Below are 17924 nucleotides of genomic sequence, written 5' to 3'. Positions count from 1 at the left end.
GCGGATCAGCCTCCAGCGAGGTCGAGAGTGAGTTTGCGCAGGTAGAAGGCCTCGGCGTAGCGCGTCTGGCATTCGATCCCGCGGATCCTGGCCAGCCCGGTGAACGCCTCCCTGTCGAACCAGGAGCGGCGGCGCTGCGACGGGTAGTGCTCCCACAGCAGGGCGACCTTGGCCTCGGCGACCGCCGGCATGAGCGGCTGGTAGGCGTTCGGGCGGCCGAGGTCGCCGTCCCACTTGACGATCTCGTACCCGAGCACCAGGTGGTCGCGGAACGCGGTGGTCACCAGCTCCGCCAGCCCCCGGTGGTCCTGGTGGGCGTCGCCGGGGTGCGGCGCGAGTATCAGGTCGGGCGAGATCCTGACGCGCAGGTCCTCCACCGCCCGCTTGGCCTCGTCCCAGTGCGCGGGCAGCCGCCCGTCGGGCATCTTGCCGACCGTCACGCGCAGGTCGGCGCCGGGGCAGAAGGCCGCGAGCGCGTCGCGTTCCTCGCTCTCGCGCTGGGTGCCGCCGCCCGACAGCACCAGCGCCTCCACCCGGATCCCCGGACGGGCGGCGCAGAGGGTCAGCAGCGTGCCGCCGGCGCCGATGGCGACGTCGTCGCAGTGCGCGCCGAGTACGGCGATCCGGCGCAGCTCGCCGGGCACCAGGTCGATCATGCGGCGGGCTCCCAGACGGCCCACGGCCGGTCGCCGCGGGCGTAGGCGCGGTCCAGCTCGACGCGCTGGTTGACGGTGTCGGTGGGCCGCCAGTAGCCGCGGTACGGGTACGCGAGCAGCCGGCCGCGCTTGGCCAGCTCCCGGCAGCCGTCGACGAGCAGGTCACCGCCCTCCGGGATGTGGTCGAAGATCTCCTGGCGCAGGACGAAGTAGCCGCCGTTCACCCATAACGGCATCTCGGTGACGGCGGTGATCTGCCCGACCAGGCCGCCCTCCTCGACCTCCACGCAGTGGAAGGTGCCGGGCGGGGGCACCACCATCAGCGAGGCGCCCGCGCCCGACCGGGCGAACCGGTCGATCATGTCTGGCAGCGGCGCGTCGCTCAGCACGTCGGCGTAGTTGGCCAGGAACATCTCGTCCCCGCCGAGATGTTCGCGGACCCGGCGCAGCCGCTCGCCGATGGACGACTCGACGCCGGTGTGCACGAACGAGATCGTCCAGTCGGAGATGTCGTTGGCCAGCAGCTCGACCCGGCCCTGCCGGAGCACGAAGTCGTTCGACGCGGTCTCCTCGTAATGGAGGAAGAAGTCCTTGATCTGGTGGGCCCCGTAGCCGAGGCAGAGCACGAACTCCTTGTGCCCCCAGTGCGCGTAGTAGCGCATCACGTGCCAGATCAGCGGTCTCGGGCCGACGAGCTGCATGGGCTTGGGCGCGTCCCCGGGTGCGCCGGTGCGCATCCGCGTGCCGTACCCGCCGCAGAAGAGGACGACCTTCACACGACCTCCAACTCGGGGATGGGGAAGACCAGCCGGCCGCCCCAGTCGTGGACATAGGAGAGCTGCCCGACCAGCTCGTCCCGCAGGTTCCAGGGCAGGACGAGCACGTAGTCGGGCCGGTCGGCGGCGATCCTGCCGGGCTCGAAGACCGGGATGCGCGCGCCGGGGGTGAACTTGCCGTGCTTGTACGGGTTGCGATCCACCGTGTAGGCGAGCAGGTCGGGCCGGACGCCGCAGTGGTTGAGCAGCGTGTTGCCCTTGCCTGGAGCCCCGTAGCCGACCACGGTCTTGCCGGCCTCGGCCGCGCCGACGAGGAAGCCGAGCAGGTCGCGCCGGACCTTGGCGACCCGGGCCGCGAAGCCCAGGTAGCCGGACAGGTCGTGCAGCCCGGCGGCCTTCTCCAGGGCCAGCGCGTCGCGCACCCGCTGCCCCGGCGTGCCTTCCGGCCGCGCCCAGAGCCGGATCGAGCCGCCGTGGGTGGGCAGCAGCTCGACGTCCACCAGCGTCAGCCCGCCGCTCGCCAATGCCCGCTGGGCCGAGGCGACCGTGTAGTACTGGAAGTGCTCGTGGTAGATCGTGTCGTACTGGTTGCGCTCGATCAGCGTCAGCAGGTGCTGCACCTCGATCGACACCCATCCGTCGTCGGCGACGAGCGTGCGCAGCCCTTCGGTGAAGCCGACCACGTCGGGGATGTGCGCGTACACGTTGTTCGCCACCACGTGGTCGGCCCTGCCGTGCTCCCGCACGACCGCCCTGGCCGTCTCGGGGGTGAGGAACGCGGTCACCGTCGGCACGCCGGCCCGGCGGGCGGCCTCGCCCACGTTCACCGACGGCTCGATGCCCAGGCAGCGCACGCCCCGCTCGACCACGTGCCGCAACAGGTAGCCGTCGTTGCTGGCCACCTCCACCACGAACGCGCCCGGCCGCAGCGGCAGCCCGGCCACGAACGCGCGCGCGTGCTCCACCCACGACGTCGAGTAGGAGGAGAAGTAGGCGTAGTCGGTGAACGTCTCCTCCGGCGTGATCAGCGGCGGCAGCTGCGCCAGCCAGCACGCGGTGCACACCCGCAGGTGCAGCGGGTAGGTGACCTCGGGCTCGTCGAGCTGCGCGGCGGTGAGTATCCGCTCGCACGGCGGGGTGGCCCCCAGGTCCACCACCGAGGCCAGGTCGCCGGCCCCGCAGAGGCGGCAGGTCGTCATGCCATCGCTCCCTTGTAGAACTCCCGGCACCGCTCGTACGAGGGCAGCAGCCCGGCGTCGAGCGCCTCCTTCAGCGAGGGCGCGGCCGCGTCCTTCTCCGACAGCACCGGCTCCAGCTCGGCGGGCCAGGCGATGCCGAGGTCCGGGTCGAGCGGGTGCACGCCGTGCTCCCTGGCCGGGGTGTACGGTGCCGTGCACAGGTAGACGACGGTCGCCCGGTCGCTCAGCGTGATGAACCCGTGGCCGAGCCCCTCCGCGATCAGCGTCGCGGTGCGCTCCTCGTCGTCCAGCACGACCGTCTCCCACCGGCCGAACGTGGGCGAGCCCGCACGCAGGTCCACCACCACGTCCAGGATCGCCCCGGACACGCACATCACGTACTTCGCCTGCCCCGGCGGCACGTCCGCGAAGTGCAACCCCCGCAGCACCCCGCGCCGCGAGACGGAACAGTTGACCTGGGCGAGCTCGAACGCCCGGGGCAGCAGATCCGCGCGCAGGGCCTCCGCGAACGCGCCCCGGGTGTCGTGATGCACGACCGGAGTGTGCAGCCAGGCGCCGTCGATGCCGAGAGGCTTCACCAGCCCACCTTCCCGACCGCCTGCCCGGCGTGCGGCGCCTTTCCGGTCAGCACCGGCCAGGCGGCGTGCAGGGCGTCGCGCCAGTGCCGGATCGGCTCGCCTCTCGTGACGGCGAGCAGGCTGGTGGCGGGGCGCCGGGCCGGGCGGGGGAAGGCCGTCGAAGGCACCGGCCGGACCCGGTCCGGGTCCTCGCCCAGCAGGGCGAACACCTCCCTGGCCAGCCCGTACCAGGTGGTCTCGCCTGCGCTGACCGCGTGGTAGACCCCCGGCGGCAGGTCAGACTGGGCCAGCCGGACCAGGTGGTCGGCCAGGTCGGCGGACCACGTGGGCTGGCCGCGCTGGTCGTCCACGACGTCCACGACGGGGCGGGTGGCCGCCAGCCGCGTCATCGTGCGGACGAAGTTCGGCCCGCCCGCGCCGTAGAGCCAGGCCGTGCGGACCACGTACTGCCCGTGCTCCAGCGCCGCCCGCTCACCCGCCAGCTTCGTCCGGCCGTAGGCGTTGACCGGCGAGGGCTCCGCGTCCTCCGGGTAGGGCCCGGCGGCCGTGCCGTCGAAGACGTAGTCCGTCGACAGGTGCACCAGCCGCGCCCCGGCCCGCTCGCAGACCCGGGCCAGCGTGCCCACCGCCGTGCCGTTGACCTCCATGGCCTCGGTCTCGCGCGTCTCGGCCAGGTCGACCGCCGTCCAACCGGCGCAGTTGACCACCACTCTCGGCCGGTAGGCGCCGACGAAGTCGCGCACCGCGCGGGCGTCGCACAGGTCCAGCTCGTCGCGGCCGAGCGCGAGCACCGGCTCCCCCGTCACGGCGATCCGGTGCAGCACGTCGGCGGCCAGCATGCCCCGGCCGCCGGTGACCAGCCATCTCATAAGCCGGCCCACCAGTCGCGGTTGGCCGCGTACCAGCGGACGGTCTCCTTCAGCCCCTGCTCGAACGGGATCCGCGGCCGGTAGCCGAGCCCGCGCAGCTTCCCGTCGTCCAGCGAGTACCGCCGATCGTGCCCCTTGCGGTCCTCGACGTGTTCCACCATGTCCCATCCCTTGCCGCACGCCTCCAGAAGGCGGCCGGTCAGCTCCCTGTTCGTCAGCTCGGCGGTGCCCGCGATGTGGTAGACCTCGCCCGGTTCGCCCACCTCGGCCACCAGGCGGATGCCCGCGCAGTGGTCCTCGACGTGGATCCAGTCGCGCACGTTCCCGCCGTCGCCGTAGAGCGGCACCTTCCGGCCGCGCATCAGGTTCGTCACGAAGAGCGGGATGACCTTCTCCGGGTACTGGCGCGGCCCGTAGTTGTTGCCGCACCGGGTGATCGACACGTTCAGCCCGTACGTGATCGCGTACGACCGGGCGATGAGGTCGCCGCCCGCCTTCGACGCCGCGTAGGGCGAACGCGGTCGCAGCGGCGCGTCCTCCGTCCACGACCCCTCGTCGATCGTCCCGTACACCTCGTCGGTGGAGACCTGCACCACCCGCGGCACCCCCGCGTCCAGGCACGCCTGCAGCAGCGTCTGCGTGCCGAGCACGTTCGTGCGGACGAACTCGGCCGCGCCGTCGATCGACCGGTCGACGTGCGACTCGGCCGCGAAGTTGACCACCAGGTCGTGGCCCGGCACCACCTCGGCCAGCAGGCCCGCGTCGCAGACGTCGCCGTGCACGAACGTGTGCGGGGCACCGTCCAGGTTGGCGCGGTTGCCCGCGTAGGTGAGCTTGTCCAGCACCGTCACGTCGGCGCCGGCGAGCCCGTGGACGAAGTGCGAGCCGATGAACCCCGCACCGCCGGTCACCAGGATCCTCTTCATGAACTGATCTGTACCTTGCTGTGATCGCCCAGCACGAGCCGGTGGGCCCTCGGCGTGTCGGGCGCCCGGGTGACCTCGACGTCGTGCCCGATGAGCGACTGCTCGATCCGGCCCACCCCGTCGATCGACGCCCTCGGCATCAGGATCGAGTACTCGACCTCGCTCCGCGTCACCGCGCAGCCCGCCCCGATCGAGGTGTACGGGCCCACGTACGAGTCGCGGACGACCGCGCCCGCCCCGACGATCGCCGGGCCGACCAGCCGCGAGCGCTCCACGACGGCGCCCGCCTCGACCCGCACCCGGCCGATCAGCTCGCTGGCGGCGTCGACCCGGCCGTACGTCCCCGCGTCGAGCCACTCCAGCACGAGCCGGTTCACTTCCAGCATGTCGGCGACGTTGCCGGTGTCCTTCCAGTAGCCGGTGATCACCGACGACTCCACCCGCAGCCCGGTCTCCAGGAGCCACTGGATCGCGTCGGTGATCTCCAGCTCGCCCCGCCACGACGGCTTCAGCTCGGCCACCGCCGCGTGCACGGCCGGGCTGAACAGGTAGACGCCGACCAGCGCGAGGTCGCTCTTCGGGGACGCCGGTTTCTCCTCCAGGCCGACGACCCGCCCGGCCGCGTCCAGCTCGGCGACCCCGAACTGCCTCGGGTCGCCGACCCGGGTGAGCATGATCTGCGCCGCCGGCCGCTCACTGGCGAAGCGCTCCACCAGGCCGGTGATGCCGCCCACGACGAAGTTGTCTCCCAGGTACATGACGAAGTCGTCGTCGCCCAGGTAGTCGCGGGCGATCAGCACGCCGTGCGCCAGCCCGAGCGGCGCCTCCTGGCGCAGGTAGGTGACCTCCAGCCCGAAGGCGGAGCCGTCGCCGACGGCCGCCTCGATCTCCGCCCAGGTGTCGCCCACCACGAGCCCCGCCTCTCGGATCCCGGCGGCGGCGATCGCCTCCAGCCCGTAGAACAGCACCGGTTTGTTCGCGACCGGCACGAGCTGCTTGGCCGAGGTGTGCGTGATCGGCCTCAGCCGTGTGCCCGACCCCCCGGCGAGCACGAGTGCTTTCACCGTCAGTACGCCCCTTCTCCACGCGCCACCACGGACCAGGTCTTCCACAGGATCTGCAGGTCGAGGACGAGCGACCAGTTCTCCACGTACCGCAGATCGAGCCGGACCGACTCCTCCCAGGTCAGGTCGGAGCGGCCGCTGACCTGCCAGAGTCCGGTCAGGCCCGGCTTGACGACGAGGCGGCGGCGCACGTCGGCGCCGTACTGGGCGACCTCCTCGCGCAGCGGCGGCCGCGGGCCCACCAGCGACATCTCGCCGCGCACCACGTTGAGCAGCTGCGGCAGCTCGTCCAGTGAGTAGCGGCGCAGGAAAGCGCCGATCCCGGTGATCCTTGGATCGTTCCGCATCTTGAACAGCACGCTGTCGAACTCGTTCGCGCCGGCCAGCCCGTCCTTGAGCCGCTCCGCGTCCGTGACCATGGTCCGGAACTTGACCAGCCGGAACTCCTTGCCGCGCCGGCCCACCCTGGTCTGGTGGAACAGCGCCGGTCCGGCGCTCGTGACCCGGATCAGCACCGCGATGGCGAGCAGCGGCAGGGCCAGCACGAGCAGCGCCGCCACCGCGACCAGCCGGTCGAACACGCTCTTGACGAACTGTCTCGCCCCGTCGAACTCGGGGTGCTCCACGTGCATCAGCGGCATCCCGGCGACAGGGCGGATGCTGATCCGCGGCCCGGCCACGTCCAGCAGCGCCGGGGCGACGAACAGGTCGGTGCGTGAGGTCTCCAGGCTCCACGCCAGCCGGCGCAGCGCCGCCCCGTCCAGTTCGGGGCAGGCGAGCACGGCGACCGCGTCCGCCCCGGTGCGCGTCACCACGCCGGCGACGTCCGCGAACGTGCCCAGGATCGGGATCCCGTCCAGGTCGTCGTCCTGCCGCTCGGCCGGCAGGCAGGCGCCCACGACCCGCATCCCGTGGTACGGCTGCCGGCGGAACTGCATCACCAGGTCGAGGATCGACTCCCGGTGGCCGACCGCGATGACCTCGCGCATGTACTCGCCCACCGCTCTCCTGCGGTGCAGGCGTTTACGCATCCGGTAGCGGAAGCAGAGCGTGGCGATCAGCGCCAGCGGCAGCATCGCCAACACGAAGCTGCGCGCGATCACCGTCTGCGTGGCGTAGGCCCCGATGGCCACGGCCGCCATCAGCCCGACGCCGCCGTTGAGCACCGCCTTGAACTCGTCCGTCCCTTCCCCGTTGGCCCGCTGCCGGTAGGCGCCGCCGAGCGCGAGCGCGACCGGCCAGGCGGCGACCAGCCCGACCCCGAGGAGGAACTCCTCCGCCGGGATGTAGACGCCGTTGAGCAACCGGATGCCGAGCACCACCGCGCAGGCCAGCAGCACGCAGGCGGTGTCCCCGGATAACAGGAGCCGCAGGTAAGCGCGCGTCCAGATGCTCGACGCATGGCGTGGTACGGCTTCGAGGAGCACGACAGCGGACTCCCCAGTCCCCACCCTCATAGCACCACCCAGAATCTTCGTACACCGCGTAACACCAGATGTTCCTTGACTGTTTTCACGGGTCCGGGAAGTCCCATGATTATCAAGGGCGGCGGCCCCCACTAAAGAGTAAAGATCAACCCAGTGATGGGGAATATCGCGATATGTCCACAATCGGACGAAGGTCACCGGCCGTCAGGGCTTGACGGAACGATCCACAAGTGATCTCTTGAGGGTGGTAAATCATGGCATTACGGCCATATTCCTGCGGAATTACGGCGCGGCAAAACCGCTAGTCGTATTCCAGATCCGGCAATGCGGACGGCGGATCGGGGCTCCGCCACACGACCACAACCCCGTCGTGCTGCGCGTCGCTCGCCATCGTCAACCGGTCGAGGTCGAAATCGGGCAGGTAACGTAACCGGGCGAGAAATGTCGCGTCCGTCGCCGAACGCGGCACCACGCATCCCTCGCCGTCGCGGTCGAGGAGAACGTAAAGGACGTCGGAGTCCGTCTCGGTGACCACACGGACCTCCACCACGTCCTCCCACGCGAGGGCCTCGACGCTCCCGTCGGCGTAGTGACGGGTGACGCCCTCTTCCGTGACGTACACGTAGGAGTCCGGCATCGGATTGCCGTGCATGGCCGCGATTCTTGCGAGTTCGGGGGCTGTCCCGCAAGGGTTCGCGCGTACCGGGCCGCCTGCTCAGGCACCCCAGGTATGGGAGAGGTGCGCCGCCACGGCCGCGCGGGCGGCGTCGGCCGGGCCGGTCGCGATGGCGTCGAGCAGCTCGCGGTGCTCGCGCACCAGCACGTCCCTGTCTTCGTAGACCCGGCGCAGCCGCACCAGCCCGAGCCGGGTCTCGGCCGCCAGCGCGCCGTAGAGCCGCACCAGCCTCGGGCTGCCCACCGCCTCGATCAGCGCCTCGTGCAGCGCCATGTGCTCCGCCACCGACTCCGACCACGGCGCGCCGGGGTCGAGCGCGGCCATCCTGTCGAGCGCCGCGTCGGCCTCGGGCACCCGCTGCCCGGCCAGCGCGTCCGCCATCAGGCCCTCCAGCGGCCGCCGGACGAACATCAGGTCGTCCAGGTCGGCCGGCGTCACCTCGGGGACGTAGGCGCTGCGGTTGCGCTCCCGCCGGAGCAGCCCCTCGTGGACCAGCCGGGCCAGCGCCTCGCGCACCGTCGGCCGCGCCACCCCGTAGGCGGCGGCGATCTCCTGCTCGGGCAGCGGCGTGCCGGGCTCGATCTCGCCGGACAGCACACGGCCGCGCAGCGCGTCGACGAGCGCGCCGACGGCGGAGACGGGTCTGATCGGGGTCCGCACGGGTGCGACTCTAACGCCCCGCCGGGGCCTCCGACCCCTCTCGTACGATCACCCGCCGCCTCTCCGGCAGGGCCACCGCCACCAGGCTCACCGCCAGCAGGGCCAGCCCCGCCACCGAGACCGGGGCCAGCCGCTCGCCCAGCACCACCAGGCCGAGCAGCGCCGCCACGGCCGGCTCGGCCAGCGCCAGCGTGGCGGCCGTGGCAACCGGCGTGGTCCGCAGCCCTCTCCCGTACAGGAAGTAGGACAGCGCGGTCGTCCCCACCCCCAGGTAGAGGGCGGCGAGCAGGCCGCGGGGCTCCCCGAGCCAGCCCACGCCCTGCCAGAGCAGGACCGGCAGCATGATCACCGCGGCGCCGCCGAACAGCACTCCCATGACCGCGTTCGACTCCGCGCCCGCGCCGATCGCGCCGGCCGCGCTGACCGCGTAGAACGCGTAGAGCAGCCCGCCGAGCAGCGCCAGCAGCACCCCGGACACGACCTGACCGCCCGCCTCGGCCCCGCCGCCGACGATCAGCGCGACGCATCCGGCCACGGCCGCGGCGGTGGCCGCAGCCCAGCGCGGGCTGGGCCGCTGCCGGTGCAGCGCCCAGGAGAGCAGCCCGGTGAAGACGGGCCCGCTGCCGATCGCCACCACCGTGCCGATCGCCACGCCGGTGCGCGCGACGGCGGCGAAGAAGCAGAGCTGGTAGGCGGCCACGGCCACGGCGGCCAGCAGCAGCCCCGGGCGGAGCGCCGTCCTGAGCCCGGACCGGGCGAGCAGCGCCAGCGCGGCCCCGCCGATGACCAGCCGGGCGGCGGCCAGGGCGACGGAGTCGGCCGAGACGAGCAGGCCCGCGGTGCCGGCGGTCCCCCAGAGCACGGCGGCCGCGACGACGGAGAGCGGGCCATTCTTCATGCCAGACATTGTCTGACAACTATACAATTTCGTCCAACAGGTTATCGAGGAGCGCCCCGGCCCGCTCCCCCACCTCGGCCGCGTACTCGTCCAGCAGCGCCAGCGCCCCGCGCACCTCGGGGACATGTCTGGCGGGCAGTTCGACCAGCGCCTCGTCCTCCACGGTCACGCCGCCCTCGACGCGGAACCCGTTCCCCGACGCCGCGACGAGCACGGCGAACGTCACCTCGCGCCCGTCGGGCAGCATGAAGGCGGCGCCGGTGCGCACGCCGGCGGGCGGCACCACATAGGAGAAGGGACGGCCGCGCACGAACGGATGCCGTAACTCGGACAGGATCCCCGCCGCCCGGCCCAGGGCCGCCAGCAGGGCGGCCGCGGCCAGGCTCTCGCCGTCCACCCGCCCAGCGTAGATCACCCGCCATCCCCATGACCACCCAGGCCCCCACGGGACCGACCGGATCGGGGTGGACAAACCCAAACCCTCACGGGCCGACACGGATCAGGGGGGACGCACCCAGCCCTACGGGGCCGACCTGAATCGGGGTGGACGAAGGCGCGGGGCGGCCATGGCCGACCCCACTGGGTCGGTGGGTGTGGTGGGGCGGGGGTCAGGCGGGTGGGTCGGTGGCGAGGCGGGCGTGGCGTTCGACGTCGTAGCGGACGCCGTCGTGGCGGAGCCTGCCGCGTTCGACGCCCTCCGGGAGGAAGCCCGCCTTGATCGCGACCCGGCACGAGGCGGGGTTGTCGAGGCGGTGGCTCAGCTCCAGCCGGTGCAGGCCGCGCTCGCCGAACGCCCAGCGCGCCAGCTCGTCGGTGGCCGAAGCCGCGATCCCGCGCCCGCGCGCCTCGGGGACCGTCCAGTAGGACACCCAGCCGGTGTCGTGGTCGTCGATCCGGGTCACCGCGACGTTGCCGACGACCCGCCCGTCGAGGGTGACGGCGAAGGCGTGGCCGGCGCCCTCCCACGAGGCGATCCACCCGACCGCGTCCTGCGGCGTGACGACGGGCCACGAGCTCTGCCGCCTCAGGTCGGGCGCCCGGAAGGCGCGCAGCACGACCGGGGCGTCCTCCTCCCGCCACTTCCGTAGTCTGATCTGTGCCATCAACCGCCTATTTTATGGGCGGCCTCGAACGCGGTGACGAGCTGCTTCGGCGCGGTCAGGCACCACGCCTCGGCGGTCAGCTCGAACAGCTCGTCGTAGTCGATCTTGTCGAGGTGGACCACGACCCACCCGAACCGCCCCGCGGTGAACTGCACCTCGAACACCTCGGGCCGCTCGGCCACCAGCGCCAGCTGCTCCTCGATCGTCGACTTGAGCCCGACGGTCTCGGTGTCCTCCCACAGGTAACCGAAGCCCTTGCCCCGCACCTTGATCGCGACCCAGCCGGGCCCGTCGCTCGTGCGCACTTCGGGCAGGCTCTTCAGCAGTTCGAGAAACTCGTCGACGCTCACACCCATGGGGCCCTGTGTACCAAACGCCCCCGACATTTCCCGCCGGTCCGGCCGCCGCCGTGGTCAAGGGGTGGTCGCCGAGGCGGCGAGGCCCGCGCGTGCCATGCCGCGTACCACCACGTAGTGGACGGGCCGGATCACCGTGAGGTAGATCCGGCCCGTCCACCCGTGGCAGCGCGCCACGGTGATCATGCGGAACCTGGTCCGTCCACCGCCCGCGTCGTCGGCGACGATCGCCAGGAAGGCCGCGAGGTGCGAGTCGCTCGCCTCCAGCACCAGCTCGCGGCCTTCCTCGCCGCCGATCACGGTGAAGAACCCGATCCTGCGCCCCGGCGTGAACGGGATCTCCTCGGGTCGCATCCCGCCCGATCCGGGCCGCACGTCGGGGTGTGCCGTGCGGAGCAGTCGCGCGAACACCGACCGCGCCCTGAAGAGCCCGCGCACCCACCACGGCTCCCAGCCCAGCGCCCCGGCGGCGAACGCGCGCAACCCGCCCCCTCCTTCGACGGCGACCTCGTCCACGAAGTCGGCCCGTTCCATGAGCGTCGACAGCATGCGCCCTCCTTTTTAGAGACTTCTCTCTACAATAACGCGCGGCTACGCTCGACGCCATGGGACGACCGCCTCGCCATGACGTGGACCGGCTACTGGACGCCGCAGCCGAGCTGGTGACGACCGGCGGCCCCGGCGCCGTCACCATGACCGCAGTGGCCCGCGCCGCCGGCGCCCCGAGCGGCTCGGTCTACCACCGATTCCCCGGCCGCCCCGCCCTCCTGGCGGCGCTCTGGCTGCGCACGGTCGGCCGCTTCCAGCGGGGATTCCTCGCCGCGCTCGACACCGACCCGCCCGCGCAGGCCGCCCCCGCCGCGGCGCGCCACGTGATCGCCTGGTCCCGCGCCCACCCGCACGAGGCCCGCGTCCTGCTCTACGGACCGGCCGACTTCGACCACCCGCACTGGCCCGGGGAGGCCCGCGCCCAGCTCGCCGCCGCGAACGGCCGGGTCACCGCCGCCCTGCACGCCCTGGCCGCCCGCCTGGGCAGGAGCTCCCCGTACGACCTCGAACGCCTGACGCTGGCGGCCGTCGACATCCCCTACGCCACCGTCCGCCGCCACCAGTCCGCCGGCACCCCGCTCCCCGCCTACGCCGAGGACCTGGTGACCAGTTGCGCCATCGCGGTGGCGGGCTAGAGAAGCCTCTCTATTTCGATCGGCGGCCCCTGCCCGTTCAGGGTGATCGACATGGCCGACGCCAAGTTGGCCCGCTGGCCATTTCCCGCAGAAGGGACCCCGCCTGTCTAGAGTGATCAGCATGACCGACGCCAAGTCCACGGGCTGGCCGTTAACCGTGCAGGCCGCGTATGTCGGGCTGACGCTCCAGATGGCGTTCGGGTTGATCGGGCTGGCCGTGGGCTTCGGCGGGGCGCTGGCCATGATGCTCCCTCAGTTCTGGGGCCTCGTCGCCGTGGCGGCGGTGATCCTGGGGCTGACCGGGTGGGTGATGGCGCGGTTCCCCAGGCGGGAGCGGCGGGTGCGATGGGGCTCGGCGGCGCTCCAGGCGGTCCTGATCGCGGGCTGGCTGGCGGTGGAGTGGGCCGATGCCGAGCTCGGCACCCTGTCGTTCCTGTCGTTGAACGTGCTCGTCCCCGCGTTCGTCGTCGCCATGCTGCTCACACCCGCCGCCGCGCGCTGGTTCGACCGCTGACCGCTACCCGCCGGCCGGCAGGACGACGTGCGGGATCACCGGCGGCAGCCCCGCCTCGGCCGGCGAGATGCGGAAGCCGAGGAGGATTCGCCGGGCGGAGGGAAGTCATCGGCCCGATATCTCAACTTTTGAGTTGACTACTGGTGGGTTGAAGTGAAGCGGGCGTTTTGCCTGTTGTCTCTGATACTCCTGGTGCTACGGTAAGCGCCTGTTCCCGTTCGCACTCTGTTACGGAGCGGTAACAGTAAGCCTCTGCTGCACGGGGAGCAGCAGTACGACCCCCCGAGGACCGCGGATGCCAGCAGACGTACCTCTTCGAACGCGACGCGATCTTGCCCCGCGAGAGCTCATGGTGGTCACCGCCCTGGGCACCATGGTCGTGGTGGCTTGCCTGTGGCTGTGGGCCGTGTTCGCCACGCCGGCCGACGCCCGCGGGGTGATGGCGATCACCGGCGGGCTCTGCGCGGTGCTGCTGACCGCCGCCGCCGCGGTGATCGCCCACCATGTGGCCACCGGCCGCCGGCTGCGCGAGCAGGCCAGGGCCGCCGCCGCCCGGGTCGCCCGGCTGGAGCGCGAGATCGCCCGGGTGGCCGAGGACACGTTGCCGGCGCTCGGCCGCCAGATGCGCGGCGGCGGTTCCGTCCCCGACGCGCTCTCCCGCCTGCCGCAGCCTCCCGATGGACCGTTGCAACAACTGCTGAAGGCCACCGCGAACGAGCTCGACGGGCTCGAACGCGAGCGGGCCATCGCGCACGCGTCCCGCTCGGCCACCGAGTCGGAGATCGTCACCCTCACCCGCGACACGCTGCCCGAGCTGGTCAGGCAGATCCAGGTGGAGCGCAAGCCGGTCACCTCCGCGCTCGCCGAGGTGCGCCAGCCCGTGCACGCCCCGCTGCGCGACCTGCTCGCCGAGACGGCCCAGCAGCTCTCCGAGGGCGACCGCAGGGGCGCCGCCGTGATGGCCGCCTGCGCCGGGGCCGCGGCCCGGGTGCAGGCCCAGGCCACCAGCCTGCTGGCACAGCTGCGCGACCTGGAGGAGCAGTACGGCGACCAGGAGGAGGTCTTCGCCGACCTGCTCGACCTGGACCACCGCGTCTCCCAGCTCGGCCGGCTGGCCGACAACATCGCCCTGCTCAGCGGCGGCCGCTCGGGCCGCAGGTGGACCCGGCCGATCGTGATGGAGAGCGTCCTGCGCGGCGCGATGGGCCGCATCAGCGCCTACCAGCGCGTCCGCGTCCACTCCACCAGCACGGCCGCCGTGGTCGGGTACGCGGCCGAAGGCGTGATGCACGCGCTGGCCGAGCTCATGGACAACGCCGCCACCTTCTCCGCGCACGGCACCGAGGTGCACGTGTACGTGGACGAGGAGGACGCCGGCATGGTGGTCACGATCGAGGACAGCGGCCTCGGCATGCGCCCCCGCGAGCGCCAGCACGCCGCCAAGCTCGTCTCCGAGCCGCTCGACCTGCGCACGCTGTCCGGCACCCGGCTGGGCCTGGCCGTGGTGGGCCGGCTGGTCGACAAGTACGGCCTCACGGTCAGCTTCCGTCCGTCGGCCAGAGGCGGCACCGGTGTCGTGATGCTGATCCCCCGCGTGCTCATCACCCAGCCCAGGACCGCCCCCGAGCCGCCGGCCGCGATCGAGCGGCAGGCCCGCCCCGCCCTGGTGGCCGCGGCCGTGCCCGCCCAGGCCGCGCCCGCCGAGGAGGCCGAGGAGTCGCTGCCGCGGCGGCGGCGCGGCCAGACGCTCGCCGAGGCCACCGGGTCGCGACCGGCGACGGCGGTCAAGCCGCAGCGCGACGGGCGCGAGGCGGCGGCCAGGTTCGCCGCGTTCCGCCAGGCGGGCGGTCGCGGGCGTCCCGCCGATCCGGCCTCCGGCGACTCCTAGACCCCCGGGCGCAGCGAGCACCGGACCACTTGGATCTCAGATAGGAGGCAGGGGCCGCCCCCGGGCGGACGCCCCGCGTTTCGATGAGCACTATCGACGCATCGCGTACCACGGATCGCACCATTGACGGGCTGCTGGAGAGCCTCAAGGACCGGACCCCCGGCATCAGGTACGTCCTGGTCCTGACCAGGGACGGGCTCAAGATGAGCTACAGCAGCGGCCTCACCAGGGACAGGGCCGACCAGCTCTCGGCGCTGTCCGCCGGGATCCAGAGCCTGTCGCTGAGCGCCTCGGCCGAGTTCGGCGACGCGATCGGCGCCGGGCAGGCGATGGTGGAGTTCGCCGGTGGGCTGCTGCTCATCGTGCCCGCCGGAGAGGGCGCCCACCTGGCGGTGGTCGCCGAGGAGGACGGCGAGGTCGGGCTGATCGCGCACAACATGAACGAGCTGGTCGAGCAGATCGGGGTGTACCTCACCGCGGCGCCCAGACCGGCCGAGGGCGACGCCTCGTGAACCGGCGCCCGATCGACCGGGAGAGCCCGGACCGCCTCTACACGGTCACCGGGGGCCGCACCCGCGCCGACGAGACCGCGTTCGACTCGGTCTCGCTCATCGTGAGCGAGTGCGAGCCGGTCCCGGGCATGCAGTCGGAGCATGTCAAGATCCTCCAGCTGGCCCGCCGCCCGACGGCCGTGGTGGAGATCTCCGCGGAGCTGGGGCTGCCGGTCAGCGTGGTGAAGATCCTGCTGCGCGACCTGCTCGACACGGGCCGCATCACCGTACGCCACCCCTCCGCCGGCGCCACGGCGGGCAAGCCGGATCCGGACATCCTGAGGCAGGTGCTCGTTGCGCTCAACAACCTCTGACGAGACCCCCGTGCGGACGCCGCTGCGCGACTCCGCCGCGGACGCGATGAAGATCGTGGTCGTGGGCGGGTTCGGCGTGGGCAAGACCACCATGGTGGGCTCGGTCAGCGAGATCCGCCCGCTGAGCACCGAAGAGGTGATGACCGAGGCGAGCGTGGGCATCGACGACGCGAGCCGGGTCCGCACCAAGACCACCACCACGGTGGCCTTCGACTTCGGGCGCATCACGGTCAGCGACAGCACCGTGCTCTACCTGTTCGGGGCGCCCGGCCAGGAGCGGTTCTGGTTCGTCTGGGACCAGTTGTTCGCCGGCAGCCTGGGGGCGGTCGTGCTGGTCGACACCCGCCGCCTGGAGGACTCGTTCTACTCGATCGACCGGCTGGAACACCACGACATGCCGTTCGTCGTCGCGGTCAACCGCTTCGCGGGCGGGCCGTCGCTGGACGCCGTGCGCGAGGCGCTGGACCTGTCGCCCGGCATCCCGCTGGTCGACTGCGACGCGCGGGAGCGGCAGTCGTGCAAGCACGTGCTGATCACGCTCGTCGAGCATCTCACCCGCCTGTACGACCGGACCCCTGCGGGGCAGCCGTGACGAACCCCGGACATCCCGAGCACGCCGGCGCCGTCCGGCTGTACGAGCCGGAGGTCCTCGACGACCCGGCCGCATTCCTGGAGGAGCTGCGCCGCAAGCACGGCCCGGTCGTGCCGGTGCTGCTCGACGCCGACCTGCCCGCCTGGCTCGTCCTCGGGTACCGCGAGCTGCACCACGTGACGAGCCAGCCGCAGCTGTTCGCCCGTGACCCGCGCCGCTGGAACCAGCACGACCTGGTGCCGCCGGACTGGCCGGCCCGGCCGCACGTCACGTACCAGCCGTCGGTGGTGTTCACCGAGGGCGAGGAGCGGCGGCGGCGCGGCGGCGCCATCGGCGACGCGCTGGACGAGATCGACCGCATCGAGCTGACCCAGCTCTGCGAGAAGGTCGCCGACGCCGCCATCGACCTGTTCTCCGGCGACGGCCAGGCCGACCTGGTCCCCCAGTACGCCCACCGGATGCCGGCCCAGGTCATCGCCCGGCTGTTCGGGCTGCCGGAGCCGGACGTCGGCACCCTGCTGCGCGCCATCTTCCAGGCCATGAACGACCCGGCGAACCGCGACGAGGCGGAGATGCAGGTCGGCGAACTCATGGGCCGCCTGGTCGCCGGCAAGCGCGCCCGGCCGGGCCACGACCTCGCCTCCCGGCTGGTGACGCACGACGCCCGGCTCACCGACCCCGAGGTCGTCTACGACATGCTGTCGCTGCTGATCGCCTCGCAGGACAACTGCGCCGGCTGGATCGGCAACACGCTGCGCCTGATGCTCGTGGACGACCACTTCCAGATGGACCTGCAGGGCGGCAGGAGCAGCGTGGCCGAGGCGCTCAACCAGGTGCTGTGGAAGGACCCGCCGGCCCAGAACCTGCCGTCACGCTACGCCGCACAGGACTGCGAGCTGGCCGGCCACCGCATCCGGCGCGGCGACATGATCGTGATCAGCCTGGTCGGCGCGAACGCCGACCCCCAGGTGCAGCAGGGTCACACCGCGGCCAACCGGGCGCACATGGCGTTCGGCCACGGCGAGTACGGCTGCCCCTTCCCCGCCCCCGAACTCGCGGAGATCATCTCCAAGACGGCCATCGAGGTCCTCCTGGACCGCCTGCCGGACGTGCACCTGGCGGTCGCGCCTGAGGAGCTGCGCTGGCGCCGCAACATCTGGAACCGCATGCTGTCGGCCCTCCCGGTCGCCTTCACCCCCACCATGGGCAGGTGAGCAGGCGCCGCGAGCACGGCCCGGTCGTGCCGGTGCTGCTCGACGCCGATCTGCCCGCCTGGCTCGTCCTCGGCTACCGGGAGCTGCACCACGTCACCGGCCAGAGCGGGCGGTTCGGCCGCGACCCCAGGCGCTGGAACCTGCGCGAACACGTCCCGCCGGACTGGCCGTCGCTGCCGTACGTGCTCTACCAGCCGTCGCTGGTGTGCAGCGAGGGCGAGGAGCGGCGGCGGCGCGGCGGCGCCGTCGGCGACGCGCTGGACGAGATCGACCGCATCGAGCTGACCCTGCTCTGCGAGAAGGTCGCCGACCAGACCGCCGACGCGTTCGCGGGCGACGGCCGGGCCGACCTGATCGCCCAGTACGCCCAGCGAACTGCGGTGGCGACGCACCCTGTGGATCCGCGCCCTGGAGTCGCTGCCCGTCGCCTTCACCCCGGTGGCGCATCGCCGATGAAGTCCTGAAAACAACTTGCAGCT

23 protein-coding genes are annotated in these 17924 nt (G+C 72.3%); 8 read left to right on the top strand and 15 right to left on the bottom strand.

Features of this window, described 5'->3' with window-relative positions; genetic code table 11:
* Nucleotides 1–5: 5 nt before the first annotated feature.
* The 15 genes from ACZ6YG_RS42505 to ACZ6YG_RS42435 form a co-directional block, all read right to left on the bottom strand.
* Nucleotides 6–656: a PIG-L deacetylase family protein gene (locus ACZ6YG_RS42505; protein WP_364234787.1), complete on the bottom strand. Its 651-nt coding sequence runs from the start codon at nt 654–656 to the stop codon at nt 6–8.
* Nucleotides 653–1432 carry a sugar phosphate nucleotidyltransferase gene (locus ACZ6YG_RS42500; protein ID WP_219544893.1) on the bottom strand — a complete coding sequence of 260 codons (780 nt, stop codon included), beginning with the start codon at nt 1430–1432 and terminating at the stop codon, nt 653–655. The genes ACZ6YG_RS42505 and ACZ6YG_RS42500 overlap by 4 nt, the downstream gene beginning before the upstream one ends.
* Nucleotides 1429–2631 carry a class I SAM-dependent methyltransferase gene (locus ACZ6YG_RS42495; RefSeq protein ID WP_466021085.1) on the bottom strand — a complete coding sequence of 401 codons (1203 nt, stop codon included), beginning with the start codon at nt 2629–2631 and terminating at the stop codon, nt 1429–1431. The genes ACZ6YG_RS42500 and ACZ6YG_RS42495 overlap by 4 nt, the downstream gene beginning before the upstream one ends.
* Nucleotides 2628–3209: a dTDP-4-dehydrorhamnose 3,5-epimerase family protein gene (locus ACZ6YG_RS42490; protein WP_148036434.1), complete on the bottom strand. Its 582-nt coding sequence runs from the start codon at nt 3207–3209 to the stop codon at nt 2628–2630. The genes ACZ6YG_RS42495 and ACZ6YG_RS42490 overlap by 4 nt, the downstream gene beginning before the upstream one ends.
* Nucleotides 3206–4078 carry a dTDP-4-dehydrorhamnose reductase gene (rfbD, locus tag ACZ6YG_RS42485; RefSeq protein WP_466021084.1) on the bottom strand — a complete coding sequence of 291 codons (873 nt, stop codon included), beginning with the start codon at nt 4076–4078 and terminating at the stop codon, nt 3206–3208. The genes ACZ6YG_RS42490 and rfbD overlap by 4 nt, the downstream gene beginning before the upstream one ends.
* On the bottom strand, nt 4075–5004 hold the full coding sequence (gene rfbB / locus ACZ6YG_RS42480; protein ID WP_148036432.1) for a dTDP-glucose 4,6-dehydratase: 930 nt from the start codon (nt 5002–5004) through the stop codon (nt 4075–4077). Before rfbB ends, rfbD begins: the two co-directional genes overlap by 4 nt.
* Nucleotides 5001–6068, bottom strand: a complete 1068-nt coding sequence (locus ACZ6YG_RS42475) for a glucose-1-phosphate thymidylyltransferase (protein ID WP_364234774.1) — start codon at nt 6066–6068, stop codon at nt 5001–5003. The genes rfbB and ACZ6YG_RS42475 overlap by 4 nt, the downstream gene beginning before the upstream one ends.
* Nucleotides 6069–6070: 2 nt before the next feature.
* Nucleotides 6071–7525, bottom strand: a complete 1455-nt coding sequence (locus ACZ6YG_RS42470; RefSeq protein WP_466021083.1) for a sugar transferase — start codon at nt 7523–7525, stop codon at nt 6071–6073.
* A 271-nt stretch (nt 7526–7796) separates the two neighbouring features.
* Nucleotides 7797–8147, bottom strand: coding sequence for a hypothetical protein (locus ACZ6YG_RS42465; protein WP_219544887.1), 351 nt, complete (start codon nt 8145–8147; stop codon nt 7797–7799).
* A gap of 63 nt (nt 8148–8210) precedes the next feature.
* Nucleotides 8211–8831: a GntR family transcriptional regulator gene (locus tag ACZ6YG_RS42460; protein ID WP_466021082.1), complete on the bottom strand. Its 621-nt coding sequence runs from the start codon at nt 8829–8831 to the stop codon at nt 8211–8213.
* 10 nt (nt 8832–8841) lie between these two features.
* Nucleotides 8842–9729, bottom strand: a complete 888-nt coding sequence (locus ACZ6YG_RS42455) for a DMT family transporter (RefSeq protein ID WP_466021081.1) — start codon at nt 9727–9729, stop codon at nt 8842–8844.
* A gap of 19 nt (nt 9730–9748) precedes the next feature.
* Nucleotides 9749–10144: a hypothetical protein gene (locus tag ACZ6YG_RS42450; RefSeq protein ID WP_219544884.1), complete on the bottom strand. Its 396-nt coding sequence runs from the start codon at nt 10142–10144 to the stop codon at nt 9749–9751.
* A gap of 193 nt (nt 10145–10337) precedes the next feature.
* On the bottom strand, nt 10338–10832 hold the full coding sequence (locus ACZ6YG_RS42445) for a GNAT family N-acetyltransferase (RefSeq protein WP_466021080.1): 495 nt from the start codon (nt 10830–10832) through the stop codon (nt 10338–10340).
* Nucleotides 10832–11188: an MmcQ/YjbR family DNA-binding protein gene (locus tag ACZ6YG_RS42440; protein WP_148036424.1), complete on the bottom strand. Its 357-nt coding sequence runs from the start codon at nt 11186–11188 to the stop codon at nt 10832–10834. Before ACZ6YG_RS42440 ends, ACZ6YG_RS42445 begins: the two co-directional genes overlap by 1 nt.
* A gap of 57 nt (nt 11189–11245) precedes the next feature.
* Nucleotides 11246–11737, bottom strand: a complete 492-nt coding sequence (locus tag ACZ6YG_RS42435; protein WP_148036423.1) for a DUF2867 domain-containing protein — start codon at nt 11735–11737, stop codon at nt 11246–11248.
* Nucleotides 11738–11793: 56 nt separating this feature from the next.
* On the opposite strand from ACZ6YG_RS42435, the gene ACZ6YG_RS42430 reads away from it, so the two are divergent.
* The 8 genes from ACZ6YG_RS42430 to ACZ6YG_RS42395 all read left to right on the top strand — a co-directional run bounded on the left by ACZ6YG_RS42430 (nt 11794) and on the right by ACZ6YG_RS42395 (nt 17909).
* Nucleotides 11794–12372: a TetR/AcrR family transcriptional regulator gene (locus tag ACZ6YG_RS42430; RefSeq protein WP_148036422.1), complete on the top strand. Its 579-nt coding sequence runs from the start codon at nt 11794–11796 to the stop codon at nt 12370–12372.
* Between the two features lie 121 nt (nt 12373–12493).
* The gene (locus ACZ6YG_RS42425) at nt 12494–12886 is read left to right on the top strand and encodes a hypothetical protein (RefSeq protein ID WP_466021079.1); all 393 of its coding nucleotides are present in this window, start codon (nt 12494–12496) and stop codon (nt 12884–12886) included.
* Between the two features lie 349 nt (nt 12887–13235).
* The gene (locus ACZ6YG_RS42420) at nt 13236–14774 is read left to right on the top strand and encodes a sensor histidine kinase (RefSeq protein WP_466021078.1); all 1539 of its coding nucleotides are present in this window, start codon (nt 13236–13238) and stop codon (nt 14772–14774) included.
* Nucleotides 14775–14857: 83 nt separating this feature from the next.
* Nucleotides 14858–15286 (top strand): roadblock/LC7 domain-containing protein, encoded by a 429-nt coding sequence (locus tag ACZ6YG_RS42415; protein ID WP_148036419.1) that lies wholly within the window; start codon nt 14858–14860, stop codon nt 15284–15286.
* Nucleotides 15283–15639, top strand: coding sequence for a DUF742 domain-containing protein (locus ACZ6YG_RS42410; RefSeq protein WP_364234765.1), 357 nt, complete (start codon nt 15283–15285; stop codon nt 15637–15639). Before ACZ6YG_RS42415 ends, ACZ6YG_RS42410 begins: the two co-directional genes overlap by 4 nt.
* Nucleotides 15640–15685: 46 nt before the next feature.
* Nucleotides 15686–16231, top strand: a complete 546-nt coding sequence (locus ACZ6YG_RS42405) for a GTP-binding protein (protein WP_397196711.1) — start codon at nt 15686–15688, stop codon at nt 16229–16231.
* On the top strand, nt 16228–17445 hold the full coding sequence (locus ACZ6YG_RS42400; protein WP_397196682.1) for a cytochrome P450: 1218 nt from the start codon (nt 16228–16230) through the stop codon (nt 17443–17445). The genes ACZ6YG_RS42405 and ACZ6YG_RS42400 overlap by 4 nt, the downstream gene beginning before the upstream one ends.
* On the top strand, nt 17442–17909 hold the full coding sequence (locus ACZ6YG_RS42395) for a hypothetical protein (protein WP_466021077.1): 468 nt from the start codon (nt 17442–17444) through the stop codon (nt 17907–17909). Before ACZ6YG_RS42400 ends, ACZ6YG_RS42395 begins: the two co-directional genes overlap by 4 nt.
* Nucleotides 17910–17924 lie beyond the last annotated feature (15 nt).

It is taken from the genome of Nonomuraea sp. NPDC054003 (genome assembly GCF_055585125.1).
This window is presented reverse-complemented; position numbering and strand designations above follow the sequence as displayed.

Coding starts and splice junctions, on each gene's coding strand:
- rfbD (WP_466021084.1), bottom strand. CDS start 4,078: ATGAGATGGCTGGTCACCGGCGGCCGGGGCATGCTGGCCGCCGACGTG.
- rfbB (WP_148036432.1), bottom strand. CDS start 5,004: ATGAAGAGGATCCTGGTGACCGGCGGTGCGGGGTTCATCGGCTCGCAC.
- ACZ6YG_RS42420 (WP_466021078.1), top strand. CDS start 13,236: ATGGTGGTCACCGCCCTGGGCACCATGGTCGTGGTGGCTTGCCTGTGG.
- ACZ6YG_RS42405 (WP_397196711.1), top strand. CDS start 15,686: ATGAAGATCGTGGTCGTGGGCGGGTTCGGCGTGGGCAAGACCACCATG.
- ACZ6YG_RS42425 (WP_466021079.1), top strand. CDS start 12,494: ATGACCGACGCCAAGTCCACGGGCTGGCCGTTAACCGTGCAGGCCGCG.
- ACZ6YG_RS42505 (WP_364234787.1), bottom strand. CDS start 656: ATGATCGACCTGGTGCCCGGCGAGCTGCGCCGGATCGCCGTACTCGGC.
- ACZ6YG_RS42455 (WP_466021081.1), bottom strand. CDS start 9,729: ATGAAGAATGGCCCGCTCTCCGTCGTCGCGGCCGCCGTGCTCTGGGGG.
- ACZ6YG_RS42415 (WP_148036419.1), top strand. CDS start 14,858: ATGAGCACTATCGACGCATCGCGTACCACGGATCGCACCATTGACGGG.
- ACZ6YG_RS42440 (WP_148036424.1), bottom strand. CDS start 11,188: ATGGGTGTGAGCGTCGACGAGTTTCTCGAACTGCTGAAGAGCCTGCCC.
- ACZ6YG_RS42470 (WP_466021083.1), bottom strand. CDS start 7,525: ATGAGGGTGGGGACTGGGGAGTCCGCTGTCGTGCTCCTCGAAGCCGTA.
- ACZ6YG_RS42430 (WP_148036422.1), top strand. CDS start 11,794: ATGGGACGACCGCCTCGCCATGACGTGGACCGGCTACTGGACGCCGCA.
- ACZ6YG_RS42445 (WP_466021080.1), bottom strand. CDS start 10,832: ATGGCACAGATCAGACTACGGAAGTGGCGGGAGGAGGACGCCCCGGTC.
- ACZ6YG_RS42435 (WP_148036423.1), bottom strand. CDS start 11,737: ATGCTGTCGACGCTCATGGAACGGGCCGACTTCGTGGACGAGGTCGCC.
- ACZ6YG_RS42465 (WP_219544887.1), bottom strand. CDS start 8,147: ATGCACGGCAATCCGATGCCGGACTCCTACGTGTACGTCACGGAAGAG.
- ACZ6YG_RS42495 (WP_466021085.1), bottom strand. CDS start 2,631: ATGACGACCTGCCGCCTCTGCGGGGCCGGCGACCTGGCCTCGGTGGTG.